At 53.6% G+C, this 17,285-nt stretch carries 12 protein-coding genes; 6 read left to right on the top strand and 6 right to left on the bottom strand.

The window, feature by feature from the left end:
• The first annotated feature begins 190 nt into the window (after positions 1–190).
• From BN8_RS01780 to BN8_RS01760, 4 genes are all read left to right on the top strand, one after another.
• Positions 191–886: an alpha/beta hydrolase gene (locus BN8_RS01780; RefSeq protein ID WP_192579008.1), complete on the top strand. Its 696-nt coding sequence runs from the start codon at positions 191–193 to the stop codon at positions 884–886.
• Positions 887–947: 61 nt separating this feature from the next.
• Positions 948–2,056, top strand: a protein-coding gene (locus BN8_RS01770) for an IS3 family transposase (RefSeq protein ID WP_374755517.1) whose coding sequence is annotated in 2 segments (ribosomal slippage) — positions 948–1,209 and positions 1,209–2,056 — 1,110 coding nt in all. Because the reading frame shifts where the segments join, the coding sequence is not laid out codon by codon here.
• Between the two features lie 732 nt (positions 2,057–2,788).
• Positions 2,789–3,268 (top strand): hypothetical protein, encoded by a 480-nt coding sequence (locus BN8_RS01765; protein WP_009280054.1) that lies wholly within the window; start codon positions 2,789–2,791, stop codon positions 3,266–3,268.
• 17 nt (positions 3,269–3,285) lie between these two features.
• Positions 3,286–6,582, top strand: a complete 3,297-nt coding sequence (locus BN8_RS01760; RefSeq protein WP_009280053.1) for a M4 family metallopeptidase — start codon at positions 3,286–3,288, stop codon at positions 6,580–6,582.
• A 278-nt stretch (positions 6,583–6,860) separates the two neighbouring features.
• Here the strand turns inward: BN8_RS01760 and BN8_RS01755 are convergent, their stop codons facing one another.
• Complete coding sequence (locus tag BN8_RS01755; protein ID WP_040005235.1) at positions 6,861–7,910, bottom strand: DUF5694 domain-containing protein; 1,050 nt, start codon at positions 7,908–7,910, stop codon at positions 6,861–6,863.
• A gap of 256 nt (positions 7,911–8,166) precedes the next feature.
• On the opposite strand from BN8_RS01755, the gene BN8_RS01750 reads away from it, so the two are divergent.
• Entirely contained in the window at positions 8,167–9,231 is a 1,065-nt protein-coding gene (locus BN8_RS01750; protein WP_009280051.1) for a sensor histidine kinase, read from the top strand.
• Between the two features lie 110 nt (positions 9,232–9,341).
• Positions 9,342–10,082 carry a LytR/AlgR family response regulator transcription factor gene (locus tag BN8_RS01745; protein WP_009280050.1) on the top strand — a complete coding sequence of 247 codons (741 nt, stop codon included), beginning with the start codon at positions 9,342–9,344 and terminating at the stop codon, positions 10,080–10,082.
• Positions 10,083–10,135: 53 nt separating this feature from the next.
• On the opposite strand, the gene BN8_RS01740 is transcribed toward BN8_RS01745, so the two are convergent.
• From BN8_RS01740 to BN8_RS01720, 5 genes are all read right to left on the bottom strand, one after another.
• Positions 10,136–11,026 carry a sugar phosphate isomerase/epimerase family protein gene (locus tag BN8_RS01740; protein ID WP_009280049.1) on the bottom strand — a complete coding sequence of 297 codons (891 nt, stop codon included), beginning with the start codon at positions 11,024–11,026 and terminating at the stop codon, positions 10,136–10,138.
• A 70-nt stretch (positions 11,027–11,096) separates the two neighbouring features.
• A complete protein-coding gene (locus tag BN8_RS01735) occupies positions 11,097–14,285 on the bottom strand; it encodes a PVC-type heme-binding CxxCH protein (protein WP_009280048.1) in 3,189 nt (1,062 codons plus the stop codon).
• A 4-nt stretch (positions 14,286–14,289) separates the two neighbouring features.
• The gene (locus tag BN8_RS01730) at positions 14,290–15,183 is read right to left on the bottom strand and encodes a ThuA domain-containing protein (protein ID WP_009280047.1); all 894 of its coding nucleotides are present in this window, start codon (positions 15,181–15,183) and stop codon (positions 14,290–14,292) included.
• A gap of 71 nt (positions 15,184–15,254) precedes the next feature.
• Positions 15,255–16,205, bottom strand: a complete 951-nt coding sequence (locus BN8_RS01725; RefSeq protein ID WP_009280046.1) for a sugar ABC transporter substrate-binding protein — start codon at positions 16,203–16,205, stop codon at positions 15,255–15,257.
• Between the two features lie 102 nt (positions 16,206–16,307).
• Entirely contained in the window at positions 16,308–17,285 is a 978-nt protein-coding gene (locus BN8_RS01720; RefSeq protein ID WP_009280045.1) for an ABC transporter permease, read from the bottom strand.

The following is a 17,285-nucleotide window of genomic DNA, read 5'->3' as shown; positions in this document are numbered from 1 at the left end:
CCTGGCCAGCATAGATTGACAAAACGTAGCCTTTATCATTTTTAGTTGATATTCCTTGACGAGAATAGGGTCAGGAGAAGCTTGGGCTCATTGATTTCTGGTATATATTTGGTTATAGTTAATATGTAAGAGATTATACAACCAGTTCTATAATGTTTTTATGAGAATAAAGCTTCCACTCTTCTTAATCATGCTTAGGCTAGTGAGCACCGTTCATGGCCAGCCACTAACAAAACAGTACAAACACTTTCTAATCAATCATTCTAAGCTTAGGGAAGTAAACTATCACATTCTTTCAAAGGATTCTTCGATTAAAAAGCCCGTCCTTTTATGGCTTGATGGATCAGGTTGTATTCCCCTTCGAACCGTTGTAGAAGATACAAAAAAGTCTCGCTACACCTTATCGTCGATCATGATAAAAGCGGACAGCTTAGCTGATTTCTTCCATGTCGTATTGATTAGTAAGCCAGGCATCCCCTTTACCGATACAGTCCATGTTGAATCGTTACAAACATTTGACTACGGAAAATTTGCGGAAACTAAGTATGTTGACCAACAGTGCGGCAGATCATATAATGACAGAGCTAGTTTGAATTGGAGGGCCGAAGCGGCAGCTCTAGTTCTTGATGACCTTCACAACAAAGTGAATATTGACCAGAAACGAATTATAGTGGCTGGTCACTCAGAGGGGGCACCTGTAGCAGCTAAAGTAGCTACTTTATCTCCTCATGTTACTCATGTCGGCTGTTTTTCTGGACCAGGCTTATCCCAATTGTATGATTTCGTTATTGGACCACGCAAACAGGTGCTGACAGGAGAGTTAACTGCCGAGCAAGCTCAAGCTAAGATTGACTCTAACCTTGTCATCTTTCGTGAGATTGTGTAAGTATCCCTAAAATTCGGACAGTTTTGAATTAGAGAAAAATGCTAATTTTAAACTGATTCCCATGAAAAAGACCCGATTCACCGAATCCCAAATTGTCAAAATCCTTAAGCAGCAGGAGAATGGCATCCCCACCAAGGAAATTTGCCGCGAACATGGCATTTCTGAAGCTACTTTTTATAATTGGAAGAGCAAGTATGGTGGTATGGAAGCTTCCGATGTCAAACGGCTCAAAGACCTCGAAGAGGAGAACGCTCGCTTGAAGAAGATGTACGCTGATCTGGCGATGGACAATCAAATCCTGAAGGATCTGTTCACAAAAAAAGGTTGGGCCCTGCCACCAAAAGGCAATTAGCCGAGGAGATTGTTCAGGAGCACGCTATTCCCGTGAGCAGGGCCTGTCAGCTAGTGTCTTTACCGCGTTCGCAATTCTATTATAACACCAGGAAGGATGATACGGCTGTGATTGAGGTATTGCAGGATTTGGCTTTTGCCCATCCTTCGTATGGGTTCCGGAAACTGTTTGCCTATATCCGAAGATCTGGCCAGACCTGGAATCATAAAAAGGTGTATAGGATTTATAAACTGCTCAAGCTGAATAGAAAACGTAAGGGGAAGCGTAGGCTGCCAACTCGAGTGAAGCATCCGCTGCAACAACAGACCGCAATTAACAGCAGTTGGAGTATGGATTTCATGAGTGATACGATGGTAGGTAACCGTAAATTCCGGACGTTCAACGTCATCGATGATTGTACGAGGGAGGTGCTGGCGATTGAGATCGACACCTCACTTTCCAGCAAAAGGATCATCCGAACGTTGGAACGGGTGATAAAAGAACGAGGAAAGCCCAAGACCATTCGAACCGACAATGGCCCGGAATTTACTTCGGGTGATTTTGAGCTTTGGTGTAGGGGCGAGAAGATTGAGATTCAATACATCCAGCCAGGCAAACCGATGCAAAATGGGTACGTTGAACGGTTCAATCGACTATACCGGGAGGCTATTTTGGATGCTTACCTATTTTTTGACCTTGAACAGGTCCGGCAATTGACGAGCGATTGGATAGAGGAATATAATCTAAGAAGACCCCATGAGTCATTGGGTAATCTCACGCCCGAAGAGTGGAAAAGCAGGGTGATTGAAAACGAAGAAACTCTAATTGGTACTGTCTGAGATTAGGGGTACTTACATCAAAAAAGCGTTGCTTATGATTCAAGTAGAGTAATGAGCTTTGTCAGAACGGGTATGAATCTAATAGAAGTTCGTCGGCGACAGCTAATTACATTTAGAGAACGTCATCCTTTATCCTGGGTGAATTTGTACCTGCTCTGCTGGTATCGGCTGGAGTTAGGGCGGGCTAATGTTTATCAACTAATGATTCAGTTGCCCGCTCATTTAAAGGAGTCAATCTTATGCCGTCAGCTTGATTTAGCTTTACAGGAAATGTAATGCATTAGACATTGATGATTAAACAAGTTTATACTTATGTAATTCTGATTTTTTCACCTAACGTCTTTTAATGCTCATCAGAAAAGTACACGCTACTGGCCAGTGACCTGATTGTACTATAGTAAGAAAGAGTGCCTAGCAAATTACTTATAAACTCTTAACTAACCACTTCGTAAATGTACTCCTTTCTATTCGGGCAAATGCCAGTGGTCGTAACCTGCTCCTGACCATTCTCCCTCTCACGATACAAGGCGACCTGATTACCACCCCAAACCGCCCGGCCTCATGGCAATTCGGTACGCTTTAGGCGGCCGGTTCTCCGGTTCATGATTTGATAATGACAAATCATGCAAATGCAGTATTGCCCCCACTACCCCACCCTGATACCTTTGTCAACGAGCGTTACGGTATCTCCGCAGCGTATCAACCTCAACCACCCTGATCAACCAGACCCGTATGCAACGCCTGTTCTACACGTTCCTGATTGCCCTACTCGCCACCGCGGCCGGTGCGCAAACAACCGGCAGCGTACCGGTATCGGTTCGCAAAACGGCCGCGGCCAAAACCCCGGCTACGTACGCAGGTCGGCAGATTATGGTCGGCACGGGCGGGGGCTTCACCGGCGAATCGACGACGTATTACCTGCTCGATAACGGCAAGCTATTCGGTAAGCGCAGTCAGGATTCGGGGTTCCGCTTCATTGGCCAGCAAACGGCCGCCAATACCAAACGGGTATTTACCGCCCTGGAAAACACCTGTAAGATCAAGTCGACCCGGTTCGATAACCCCGGCAATACATACACGTTCGTTGGCTGGAAAAAAGGTCGGCAGACGTACAAAGTCACCTGGGGCGCCCCCGACACCACCGTTCCCGGCGCTTATCCACGCTTTTATACCTCATTCATGGCGATGATCCCAACGTCGTCGCGTCTGTAATACTGTCCATCAACCATATGAAACCATTTCTACTCCCGTTCACCTTCCTGCTGTCATCAGCCGTACTGGCCCAGCAACCGGGCCTGACGAAGCCACGTTCAGCCACCCAAGGCTTTACGCACAAGTATAAGACCGCGGCCCCAACGCCCGGTCTGGCCGAAAAACTGGGTGCCGACGTAGTGCCCCTGCCCAGTAACCGAACGGGCGGTCAATCGCTGCTGGCCAACGGGCGGCAACTGGTTAGCCAGCCCCTGCGGTTGCGTGTCGTTCGCGATACGGCCACGGGGCTGCCGGTGTTTATTGAGCGCAAACCGTCAGCCAAATCGCCCGGCCGGACCAACCGGAACGCCCGCGTCAGCGCGACGGCGGCAACGTACCAGTTTCTCGGTCAGGTACGTACCCTGCTGAACATCGACAATCCAGAGGCCAGTTTCAACGTAGTACGCTCGGAAGTCGACGACCTGGGGCAGACGCACGTGCGTCTGACGCAAACCCACAAGGGGTTGCCCGTACTGGGTGGCGAACTGGTCGCTCACCTGACCGATGGCGAGGTAACTGTTCTGAACGGCCGCTACCAGCCCGTACCGACTACCTTATCCACGAAGCCCAAACTGTCGATGAACGACGCGACGAGCCGGGCGCTCAACGACGTAGGAAAAGAAGCCATTGTCCGGACGTTCGGGGCTAACCTGTTCGACATGAAACCGGTAGAGGGTGAATTGTGCGTGTACACATCGGAGAAAGGAGCCGCCCTGGCGTATCAACTGACCGTCCGGCCCAATCTGCTCGAACGCTGGGAGTACGTCATCGATGCCCAGACGGGTGCGGTACTCGACAAATACAACCACACGTGTTCGCTCGATGGGCCATTCAAGGCAACCGCCCGGGACCTCAACGGCGTATCGCGTACCTTCCAGACGTATCAGCACGACGGTGGCTATTACCTGATCGATGCCTCGCGGCCGATGTTCAACGCCAAAGGGTCGACCATGCCCGGCAGTCCGGTCGGGGCCATCTGGACGCTGGATGCCCGCGAAACCTACGGCGACAATGAGAAAACGTATCAGATTACGTCCACCAATAATACCAACTGGAACGCCACGGCCGTATCGGCTCATTACAACGCCGGAATCGCCTACGACTACTACCGCACGACCTTCAACCGTAACGCGCTCAACGGCAACGGCGGCACGATTGTATCGGTCATTAACATCGTGGACGACAAGGGCAAAGGCGTCGACAATGCCTACTGGAACGGAAAATTCATGTCGTACGGCAACGGCAACGTAGCGTTCAAACCGCTGGCCGGTGCGCTCGATGCCGCCGGTCACGAAATGACCCACGGCGTGATTCAGAACACGGCCAACCTGCAATACAAGAACCAGTCGGGTGCCCTCAATGAGTCGTTTGCCGACATTTTCGGGGCTATGATCGACCGCGACGACTGGACGCTGGGCGAAGACATCGTTAAAACACAGTACTATCCGTCGGGCGCGATGCGGAGCCTGTCGGACCCGAACCAGAACGGGAAAGGCACCCGTGGGTACCAGCCGAAAACGATGGCCCAGTACAACAACACGACCGACGACAATGGCGGGGTACACAGCAACAGCGGCATCAGCAACTACGCCTTCTACCTATTCGCGACGAACAACAGCGTCGGCAAAGACAAGGCCGAGAAGGTCTACTACCGGGCGCTGACAAACTACCTCGTCCGGACGTCACAGTTCCTGGATCTGCGCCTGGCCGTGATCAAGGCCGCAGGCGATCTGTATGGAGCCACGGGTCCGGAAGTAGCAGCCGCCAAAGCCGCTTTCGACGCCGTGGGCATTACGGAGAACACGCAGAATCCTGACCCCGGCAAGCAGCCCGACGTACCGGTGGCCAACGGCCGCGACCTGCTCCTGCTCACCGATACGGAAAACCAGAATCTGTACTCGACGGACGTAGCCGTGACACCGGCCAAGTTTGACAAGAAAACGGCAACGTCGCTGCTCCACCGGCCGAGCGTTACGGACGATGGTCAGTTTGCGTACTACGTGTCGTCGGATAACTACCTCCGCGCCGTCAACCTGACCGGAACCCCGAAAGAAGAGAAGCTGACCGATCAGGCAGTCTGGGACAACGTTACGATTTCGAGAGACGGCAAGAAGCTCGCAGCGCTGACCGAGGAGAAAGATGCGTCGATCTGGGTGTACAGCTACGACCTGAAGAAATGGAAGCAGTTCAAGCTCTACAACCCGACCTACACCGAAGGCGTTGAAACCGGCGATGTTCAATACGCCGACTCGTTTGAATGGGATTTCTCCGGCGAGTATGTCGTCTACGACGCGTATAATGAGATCAAAAAGGCAGACGGCGATCCCATCAATTATTGGGATGTAGGGTTCATCCACGTATGGGACAAAGGCACCAACAACTTCGCCGATGGTCAGATTGAGAAGCTGATTCCGAGCCTGGACGAGGGCGAAAGCATCGGTAACCCATCGTTCTCGAAGAACTCGCCCGACATCATCGCGTTCGATTACTTCAACGAAAACGACGACACCTACTACGTCCTCGGGGGCGACCTCAGCAAAGGCGACCTGAAGGTAATCTACGAAAACAACACCCTGGGTTTCCCAAGCTACTCGCGCCTGGACAACCGGCTGGTGTTCAACACCGAAACCAACGGCCGCGAAGACGTAGCGGGTATAAATCTGGCCGCTGATAAACTAACCATAGTTGGCAACGCCACCGTGCTCTACACCGACGCCAAATGGCCGGTCTGGTACACCCAGGGCCAGCGGGCGGTCACGAAAACCAACCAGACGATTTCCTTCGATGCGATCACCGACCGCTACACCGATCAGGGCGACGTAACGCTGAAAGCCACGGCCTCGTCGGGCTTACCGGTTACGTTTACCGTACGCAGCGGTCCGGCCCAGCTTAACGGCACGAAACTGAAGATCATGGGTCCGGGTACCGTTACGATCCGGGCCTCGCAGGACGGCAACACGACGTTCAATGCCGCCACGCCGGTTGACCGCACGTTCACGGTACTGGCCGTTCTGGGGCTGGAACCGACCCTGGCCGACCAACTGAAGGTGTACCCCAACCCCGCCAGCAGCACCCTGACGGTGGAACTACCAACGACCGCCCCCATTCAGACCCTGACGCTGACTACGCTGAGCGGCTCAACGGCCGTGCAGACAACGCCCCGCAGCCGCACCAGCACCGTAACGCTCGATCTGGGCCAATTGAGCAAAGGCATGTATCTGCTCCAGGTTCAGACACCGAGTGGCGTCGTGAATCGGAAGGTAGTCAAAGAATAACTGGTAAGGCAATTTCCATCACCCGCAGCACTTTCGTTACAAACACAGATTCAAAAGCCCCTCTCCTTCAAAAAGAGAGGGGTTGGGGTGAGGTCGAATACATAGCCTTACCGAAAAACGCTCACTAGTTTGGGGTGAGTTATGGATAACTTCTTAAATCTGTAAACTTTGTCATCCCTCATTCTTCGGGATGACAAAAAAGCTACCATAGTAAGCTGGTAAACAATGGATTCGACTGCTTACCATCCCTACCTCACATCAATCCAGCCTTTGAACCCTCACAAAGAATTTAGTTCATAAACGGTCACGCCTGGAGTAGCCCGGAAGCCGTCGACCATAATTTTCCGGTGGTTGGCACCGGCAAACACAACGACGCGTTTTGCCCCGGCTTTGCGGGCCCGCTCGACGGTATTACGTACCATGTCGTCGTTGCGGTTCTGCCATTGGGCGAGCATGGCCTCAATCTCCTGCTCAGGAAACCCTTTGGTACCAAACAACCGCCGGGCACCGTAGAAATTGACGATATTCAGGAGTTCATCGCCGTCGGGTGAGTTCACATACCACGTTTCTTTCCCGGCGAGGCCCGCTTCCTTTTCGGCTTTGCCCAGCGCTTTTGCTCGGGTGATGAGCGCCGAATACCGACGGGCATCGGCCAAGGTGGTATCTTCCATCGTTTTCTCCCACGTACGAAACAGCGCATCCGCCTTGTCCCAGGCCGCTTGCCAGGTCAGGTCGTGGCGTTGGCTGTCCATCGCGCCAAGCTGATCAATCGCGAGTTTGTCCATTAACGGAAAGACAATATTGTGGTATTCGTTGGAACGGTTGCCGTACAACGAATCCGGCACACCGAGGATAGCCTGGTAAGCGGCCACCTCCTCCGGTCCGAAGTTCGGCCGGGCTTTATCCAGTCGGTATAGTTGGTACCGGGCATTGGCGACGTCGTGCTTGAGATACAGCGCTCGCGCCAGTTTCATACGATCCTGATGAAGGTTAGGGTGTTTGCGCAGCCGTTCGAGCGTTTGCCGGATGAACCGATCTGGATTGGCCGGTGCCGGATAGTTGAGGCTGTTGAGGTAGGCAAAGCGTTTTTCCATGGCTTTCTTATTCCAGTAATCCTTGATAGCGTCGTAATCCTCGGGCGACAGGAATTCACCGTATACGGCATCGGGTCTGAACGCAGCTATCTTGTCGATGAGTACGTCGAATTTCTCAACGGGCTGCTTGCCATAACTGTGAGACGTACCCACCATCAATACCTCAAGGGGTTGATTCTGGGCATTTGCGAAGAAGGCGACGAGAAAGAGAACGAAGGTGGTAAGCGTTTTCATGGGGTTGCGTTTTTTGTTGTGCGATTGATGCAACAAAAGTGAAGCAGACCCCTGGCAGTCAACGACTCAATTCGACAAACCCACTGGTTTTATCGTCCAACGTCCACGCAGAGCACCCTGCCGGTTGGTCGGCAAAAAAAGGGCGTTGGTCGAACGGCGTTGGGCTTCCGGTCCACAAGTCAGACGTTTGTACCGCCCCATATTTGCAGCCTACGATGAATATTCCGTCCCTCAGTATTACCTTACACTAATAGCCATGACTGAATCCGTTCGATCCAACCGTGCCCGTACCCGCAACCTACTGTATGTTGGTATCCTGCTGTTGCCTATTTCCCTGAACCTCATCAATCCCAGTCAGGTTGCGTATCAATACAGCTTTTTTGGCATTTCGTTCAACGTAGTCTTTCTGCTTACGGCCTGGTTCGAGCACGTCGTTATCCTGAACCGTTTCCTAGACCGTCGACAGTATTGGGCGGCTCTTCTCGGCTCAGTCGGGGCGCTATTTTTCTTCATTACGGTTCGTTACCTGATTGAGCAGCAACTGGCACCTATCCTGATAAATTCAGTGAATTACGATCCTGATGGGTTAACCGTATGGTTTTATATTCAGGATAATCAGTACTACGCCTTTACCGCTGTTGGGCTGGGCATACTCTTCAAGTTGATCGAAGATTGGTTTGTCCACCAGCAGGAGCGCCGGGCGCTGGTCAATGAGAAAACAACGGCTGAACTGGCTTTTCTGAAGTCGCAGATCAACCCGCATTTTCTGTTCAATACGCTCAACAACATCTATGCACTGGCCTACACCAAATCAGATGCCGCACCGGGCGCTATCCTGAAGCTGTCGGAACTGATGCGCTATATGCTCTATGAAAGTGCCGGGCCCGCGCTACCGACAAACGGCCATACTACGGCCACCCGGGAGGGATCGCATAAAGTTTCGCTGGCGAAGGAAATTCAGTACCTACGCAACCTGGTTGATCTGGAGAAGCTTCGGGTGCCAAACGCGCAGGTACAGTTTGACGTAGAAGGCAGCACCGACCTATATCGGATCGAGCCAATGCTGCTCATTTCGTTCGTAGAAAACGCGTTTAAGCACGGCGACCTGACCGATCCCAATCAGCCTCTCGTTATTCAACTGAGCGTTCGGCAGGGGCAGTTACAGGCCGACATTTTGAACAAAAAAACCACCATCAGAAAGACGCGACGGGCGGCATTGGCCTGCCCAACGTTCGCCGACGCCTGGATTTGCTGTATCCCAACCAGTACACGCTGCACGTCGACGAAGACGAACAGACCTACGCGTGTCGGCTCGTGTTAAGTTTGTAGTAAGTTTATGCCGGGCCGCTGAGAGAGTCTGGGTAGCTGATCCTGCCTGCTGCTTTCTTTTCCGGTTACCCGACATTGTCAACGACCATTCACATTGTCACCATGCTCCGTACCTTACTCGTAGATGATGAACCGCTGGCGCTTACGATCCTGAGCGACTACGTTGGCAAAGTGCCGTTTCTACAACTGGTTGGGGCCACCACCAGCCCCATAGCAGCTTTGCAGCGCGTACAGGCGGGTGAGGTCGATGTAGTATTGCTGGACATTCAGATGCCGGAGCTTACGGGCATTCAGTTTCTTAAAATTGTTGGTAACCGTTGCCGTATCATCCTGACCACCGCCTACTCGGAATACGCTCTCGACGGCTATGAACACGACGTAGTTGATTACCTGCTGAAACCGATTTCGTTCGAGCGATTCTACCGGGCGGTGCAGAAGTTGCTTCCCAGCCCGGGCGCCGTTTCCGCCCCGGAACCTCGTCAACCTACCGACGCTGCCACGGCTGTTGCCGACACCGCTACGTCCGACTTTATCTTCGTTAAAACGGAATACCGGCTCCAGCGCGTCGATTTGGCCGACGTTCTCTATGCCGAAGGATTAAAAGATTACGTTTCGCTGTACACCGGCCAGCCCGCCAACCCCACTCGCCTGCTGACGTTGCAGACCATGAAGCACCTGGAAGAGAAGCTACCAGTCAGTCGCTTTGTGCGGGTGCATAAATCGTATATCGTGGCGCTCAACCGGATTGAGTCCATCGAGCGCAACCGGATTTATATTGGCAAGGCCGTGATCCCTATCGGCGACACCTACCGGGATGAGTTTTTCCGTCGCGTAGAGGGGTAGTCACGGCTTTACGTATCCGCAATGCAGACCAACGATTCGGCAACCGGGCTTTCTCAGACCAGTTCTTTTTTCGCGTACTTCTCCTGCATCGTTTTGATAAATGTCAGCCCGTTTTCGGCAATATGCCACGGGTCGTTGTATTCACGCCAGACACCGATCGAATTAGCAAAATCGACGTCATTACGCGTAAACGCTTCGATCGTCATCCAACCCGTGTAGTTCACTTCAGCCAGCGTCCGGAACGTTTCGTCCCAGGGGATGTGATCGGCACCGGGCGTACCGCGATCGTTGGCACTGATGTGGACGTGGGCCAGTACCGGCGCAATGGTTCGGATCGCTTCCGGGAAGCGCTTTTCTTCCATGTTGGCGTGGTGGGTATCAAACATGGCCCGTACGTTTGGGTGATCGGTCAGCCGGATCAGGTGCGCCAGTTGCTCCATCGTATTGCACAAATAGCACTCAAAGCGGTTGAGCGCTTCGGGCGTCAGCACGATATTGGCCTGTCTGGCGTACTCACCGGCGGCATGCAGTACTTCGGCGCTGCGGGCGTACTCGTCGGCCTGTGGCTCCCGTCGGCTGAACGTAGCAAAGGCAGAGTGCATGGGCCCCGCAATCACCGTAGCGCCCATGGCATGCGCCCGGTCGATGGCTCCTTTGAGGTACGTAACCGCCTTTTCGCGGACCTGTGGCGATTCGCTAACCGGGTTTTCGTCCGGCCCGATCACCATCACGGTCGTACTCCGTAAGCCAAGCTGATTTAAGTGGTCCCCAAATTGCCGATAGACGCTGACGTCCTGGTTGTCGATGAAGCACTCGATACCGTCGTAGCCTATGGTTTTGAGCCGCTCCGTGATCGGGTGCATCTTCTCCGATATCGAGGCCGACCAGGCTAATACGTTGAAGCCAATGGGTGAACGTTGGGTTGATTCAGTTGCTGAAGGCATAGGAATGTGTTTGGTATCTTACGTGACAAGTTCAAGGTTCAGCTTGAACTTGTCACATTGAACTAACGTGTTATCGAGAAGACACATCCTTTTCCATCGGATGCTCCTTGAGTAGTTGCTCAGGCGTGTAAAAATCCTTTTTGCTTTCTACAGTCGCCCGAACTTTCTTAACCTTCTCGGGATAAACAGCCGGGGCCTGGTTGCCGAAAGCATTCCGTACGTACGTCAGCACGGCCGCCACTTCGCGGTCATTCATCAGACCACCGTAGGGCGTCATGGGCACCTGGCCGGGGTAGGTTTTTCCGTTTACCTCAATCGGTCCCATCAGTCCTTTCAGAACAATCTTGATTAGCCGCTCTTCGTCGCCCAGCACCCATTTGGTACCCGACAACGGCGGGAACCCGGACGCGGCCAGCCCCTTACCGTCGGGCTGGTGGCAGGTAATGCAGTAGCCTTCTTTGGCAAAAAGCTGCTTACCAAGCGTATGCAGGGCCAGTTCTTCGCCCTTCAGGTTCGACGTAGTGGCAATCTCCTTTTCTTTCTTCACCGGTTCGCCTTTCAGATGGACTACGGCCGCTTCGTGAGCATGAACCATCCAGTCGTCGAGGGGCTTTTTCGCTGCTTCGGCCAGAATGGGCAGTCCCTTTTCCGGACCAATCCACGAAGCTGCTACGATGGCCATTAACCGAACCCGGCTGTTGTCGTCCCGAGCCGCCTGCATCAATAGATTGGCTTGGTCAGGCACCTGGTGCCCCGTGTATCGCACGACCTGAACGGCCGCGGCCCGGGCGCGATAGTCCTTCGCTTTCAGCAGTTGGCGCAGCAGGTTCTGATCCACTTTGTTCAGGCCCCAGCTTACCCACAAGCCTTCGAGCAGGTGGTGTTCGTAGCGCGGGTCGTTTTTGTCGAGCTTCGCGACCCACGTATTCAGCTTCGCCAGCACCTCGTTGGCATCCCGGCCGCGCAGTTCGCGCCGGGTGCGGTAGCGGGTGCGGTATTCGGGTAGTTTCAGATTGTCCAGCAACTCGTCAATGCTGGCTCCGGCAACTTTGGCAGGCTGCACCAGCGGCCGCGACGGGTACGTAATCCGGTACACCCGACCGTGCATGTGGTCGCGCAGCGGGTCGCGGGCGTTGTGCTGCATGTGACCGATCAGGATGTTGTGCCAGTCGATGACGTACAGCGAGCCATCCGGCGCAAACTCCATGTCCACCGGCCGGAAGTTGCGGTCGTCGCTCACGATCAAATCCATCCGGTGACGGCTTTTGTAACCCGTACCCTCGTCTTCCAGGGTGTGCATCTTGGTACCTAGGAAGCCGATGGTATTGTTAATCATGTAATCGCCCTGAATTTCGTCGGGGAAGTGGCGGCTCGATACGAACTCAACCCCGGAGGTCGGCCGGACACGGTGCGCGTCTTCGATTAGCTGCTTCGACTTATGCGTCGATTCGCCGTAGCGCGGCAGCACCGATCCAGGCAGCATCCAGCGGAAGTCCGGACTGGACGTTTCGGCAAAGAACGGCTGGCCCCAGTCGTCGAAGGCAATGCCCCAGGGGTTTGGAATGGCAAGCTGCGCGGTACGTTCCAGTTTTTTGAGCTGGGGCGCGTAGCGGTAGAAACCGCCGTTGGTTGCCCGAACCGGCCCGTACGGCGTCTCTACGTTCGTATGCAGGAACACCCCTTCGCCCGAGTAAATCGCTCCGGACGGATCGGTGGTGAACGCGTGGCTGTTGTGGTGTGTGTCGTGATCGTCGAAGCCGCTGAGCAGAATCTCGCTCTTATCGGCCCGGTCGTCGCCGTTGGTATCAACAAACAGCTTCAGATTCGTGCCCTGCGATACGTACACACCTTCGGGCGCAATTTCGAAGCCCAGCGGCAGGTGCAGCTTATCGGCAAATACCGTTTCCTTATCCGCCTTGCCATCGTTGTTGGTATCCTCCAAGATGATGATTTTGTCATCGGGCTTCGGGTCGCCGGGCTTGTAATGCGGATAACTCGGCATACAGGCTACCCACAGCCGGCCCTTGTTGTCGAACGACATCTGCATCGGTTTGGCCAGGTTTGGAAACTCCTGCTCCGACGCGAACAGCTCAATTTTGTAGCCCTCCGGAACCTTAAGCTTGCTGAGCGCATCCTGCCCGTAGAGATACGTCAGGCTTCCGTTCTTTTGAGGATTGAAATTGGTTTTAACCTCCGGCAGCGGTCGGGTTCTGGCATCAGCGGCTTCCAGGTCCATTTTTTGTCCTTTCGAAGCCGCCAGCCACACAGCCGTATCCCGGTTTGCGGTCATCTGCCGGATTTTCTCGATTTCGGCGGGGTAGTTATCCGGCCCAAACGGATTGTAGCGACGACCGTACACGTGCACACCGTTCGGGATTTTGAAGTCGTTATGCCACATCCAGTCTTTCTCAATGACGGCATCGTACACCAGTTTTCGGTTAGCCTCCGCTTTGGCCGGCACTTTGCCGAAAACCTGATCGGCCAGCAAAACGCCCAGCCGTTTGTAGCCTTCATTGTTCAGTTGAAAGCCATCGATGGTCAGCGGCTCCTGGCTTTCCTGATACCACTTCTGCGAAGGGGTAAAAGCATCCACAAACAGCAGATTATTCTTATCGGCCACCTCCTTCATGGCCTTGGCGTACAGCGCCAGGTTCACGTTTTCTTTCTTGCCGTTCGGCAGGTCGTACAGGGCCGATAAATCTTCAAAAGCAATCGGCGAAACAAGCGCGAGTTGCGGGGCTGCTGTACCGTTATACTTTTGATTCAGTGTATGCCTGGCGAACGCATCAAGTTCAGCCTTGTAGTTCGCCAGCCCGGCCGGTCCCTGAAACGATTCATTGTAGCCGAAAAACGCAATGATGACATCCGGTTTCAGGCGAGTAAGCCACTGATCCGGCGATTCGAAATGCCCTTCACTTTCGGACGGAGTAGCCAGCTCCGTCTGAAATTTTTCGGCCCCCGGAAACGCCCAGGGTGAGAACCGGCTGGCGTGCGGCCGGAAACCCGGCGTATCGCCCCCGTCGCACATGTTGCGGATGAACAGTTGACTGTCGGGGTAGCGCAGGTGCATCTCGGTCTCGAAATGATCGTAATTCATCATCCGGGAGCCCAGGTTATTACCCAGCAGGACAATGTGCGCGCCCTGCTTTAGCTGGAGCGTTTTGGCGCTATAAAACTGAAACGCACTGAAACCGATCAGTATGGCCGAGACGATGAGCAGGCCGTATATGCTTTTTGTTCGGAGAGAAAGCCGCTTCATACCATCACGATTTTTTGGGGTGGCCATACGGTACGTTGATATCCATCTTACCTTTCCACCGCTTTGGAACCGGTTGACCCAGCTCCCAGTGGATTGCATTGACGACCAACCGCTGAACGGCTTCCTGGCGGAAGTCTTCGGGATGGCCCAGCGTGGTCAGAAACGCCTTGCCGCCCCATTGGTTCTGCCAGGTCCAGGCCACGGGATTCTCAATGGCTTCTTTATCAGGATTGACCGCTTTTCCCATCAGCAGCGGCACCGCATTTTTAGGCGGATAATCCGGCTTAACCCGGTACAGCCAGGAGGCTACGTGAAAATTTGGTTCAACGCCCGTCAGAATAGGGTGTTTAACGGCTTCGGTAATGACCGCTACGTCGGTGGTGCTGTTGTGGCCGTAGTGCGTGTGCTTGGCCGCCCCGCCCCAGCCCGGAGGGCTCCCGAACGCAAACTCCCCGAAGGCATTCCACCGCCGACGCTCGTCGCCTTCCGGATAGTTGAACGCGTGGGTAGTTGTACGAAAACCCATTACCGGCTTACCGGATTTGAGGTAATTGTCAATGTGATTGAGCTGCTCCTGTGGCAGTAATCGCCACCGCAGAAAGAAAACCGCCAGGTCGGCATCTTTCAGGACTTCGAGGCCGGGTATGTCTTTTTCGCCGTTGTAGTCGGGCACTGACTTCAACACTGTCGTCCGCATGCCGTAGTTCTTTTCCAGTTCAGCGGCAAACAGCGGCATCGTTTCCTCACTGCTGTATTCATGATCGCCGGTAACGAACACGACGTAGGGTTTATTGGCATTGTCCGCCGTAGCGGCAACGGTTTCCGTCCAGGTCGACAGGCCGCCTACCGCCAGCAAACTAGCAGCTTGTTGTAAAAAATCTCGTCGTTGGGTTTTCATGAAAGCAGGTTTAAGGTAAAAAGGTGAACTGAGTAAAAAAGAAGAATTTCCAATCGATTTACCCGGTGCGACTACTCGGGCTTTTTCATGAACTGAGCCACATTGTCCTTCGTGACCAGTTGAAACGGAATCAGCGTTTCTTTCTCAACCGCCTGACCCTTAGCTAGTTTTACAGCCGCTTCGATGGCTTTCGATCCCTGCTGTTCGGCGTTCTGGAAAACCGTAGCGTCCAGCGTTCCCTTTTGAACGGCCTGTAAGGCATCGGGAATAGCATCGATACTGACTACGATGACTTTATTTTTCAACCCGGCATCGGTCAGCGCTTTTACGGCACCCATGCCCATTTCGTCGTTGTGCGCAAACACCGCGTTAACCCCCGAACCGTAGGACTGAATCCAGTTTTCCATCAGATCCATCGCCTTGGCGCGATCCCATTCGGCGGTCTGGTGGGCAATCAGTTTCAAACCGGGATACTGCTTCAGGATTTCCCGTGCGCCCTGCTCCCGCTTGATCTGGGCGGCCTGACCCATGTAGCCGTGCATCATCACGATGTTGCCTTTGCCACCGAGCTTATCGGCAATAAACTTCATGGCAATGCGGGCCGATTCTACATCGTCGGAGCCGACGAACGCTGAGGGTTTTGTGCTGGTTTCTGAGTTTACGTTGATGATCGGAATCTTGGCGGCCAGGGCCTTTGCTACGGCCGGCGAACTGGCTTCGACTTCGCAGGGATTCATAATAATGGCGTCGACCTTCTGCGCAATGAAGCTTTCCACCTGCTCGACCTGTTTCAACGCCGACCGTTCGGCATCGACCGTGATCAATTCAACCCCTGCGTCTTCGGCCTGCTTAGCCATCTCATCATTAACGTTGACAATGAACTCGTTCTGCATACTGAGCATGGTCGCACCCACAACGAGCTTTTTGCCACCATCGCCCTGACTGGCTTGGGTGGAGTCCGATTGGTTGCAACCAGTGAGTACAAGTACGGTAGTGAGTACGGTTAGGAATGTCGATTTCATGGTACTGTTTGGGCCATGTCCGGGCCAAGCTCCAGCTTGGCCTGTTAATGTAAAACTGTTATACTAAGGCCAAGCTGGAGCTTGGCCCGGACATGGCCCGGACTACTTCTGATTCACACTATCCAGTACAACGGCCCCGATGATGATAACCCCCATCACGACCTGCTGATAATACGACGATACGTTGAGCAAATCCAGGCCATTGCTAATAACGCCAATCAGCAAGGCACCGATCAACGTACCCGCCATGGTGCCGGTGCCGCCCGACGTACTGGTGCCACCGATGATGGCCGCGGCAATGGCGTCAAGTTCAAAACCCGCTCCGGCGTTCGGTTGACCCGTAGTGATACGGGACGTCAGGACGATACCGGCCAGGGCTGCCAGCAGACCACTCATGGTATAAACGGCCATTTTGACGTTATTGATCTGAATGCCCGATGCTTTAGCCGCTTGCTCATTGCCACCCACGGCGTACATGTAGCGTCCCAGTACGGTCTTTCTCAAGATTACTGAACAGACTGCAAACAGAACAACCAGGATGATAATCGGCATGGGAACGCCCAATAATTGACCGCCACCGATGAAATTGAACGAGTCGGACAGATTAGAGATCGGGCGACCTTTACTCAGAATCAGCGCCAGACCTCGACCGATGGTCATCGTGCCTAACGTAACAATAAAGGGCGGGACTTTACTGCGGGTGATTACGAAGCCGTTGAAAGCGCCGAAGAGCAGTCCGCTGAGCAATCCGGCCAGGATGGGAACAACGACCGGGTACGTCTCCGACCGGGCGAACAGGGCCGCAACGACGCCCGTCACGGCCACCATTGAACCCAACGACAGATCGATTCCACCGGTGATGATGACGAACGTAACGCCAAACGCCAGCAGTGCGTTGATCGACACCTGCGTGACGATGATCATCAGGTTCGGGACCGTCAGAAATCGGGGTGTAATCAGCGAAAGCGCAACACATACCACGATGAACGCCACAAAAATTCCGGCTTTGCCAAGACGACTGACGCGGGTCCTGTACGACTCACGAACCGGTTTTAAGTAGGGATCTATCGTGTTTTTCAT

Origin of the sequence: Fibrisoma limi BUZ 3 (assembly GCF_000296815.2) — a bacterium.
GTDB lineage: Bacteria > Bacteroidota > Bacteroidia > Cytophagales > Spirosomataceae > Fibrisoma > Fibrisoma limi.
This window is presented reverse-complemented; position numbering and strand designations above follow the sequence as displayed.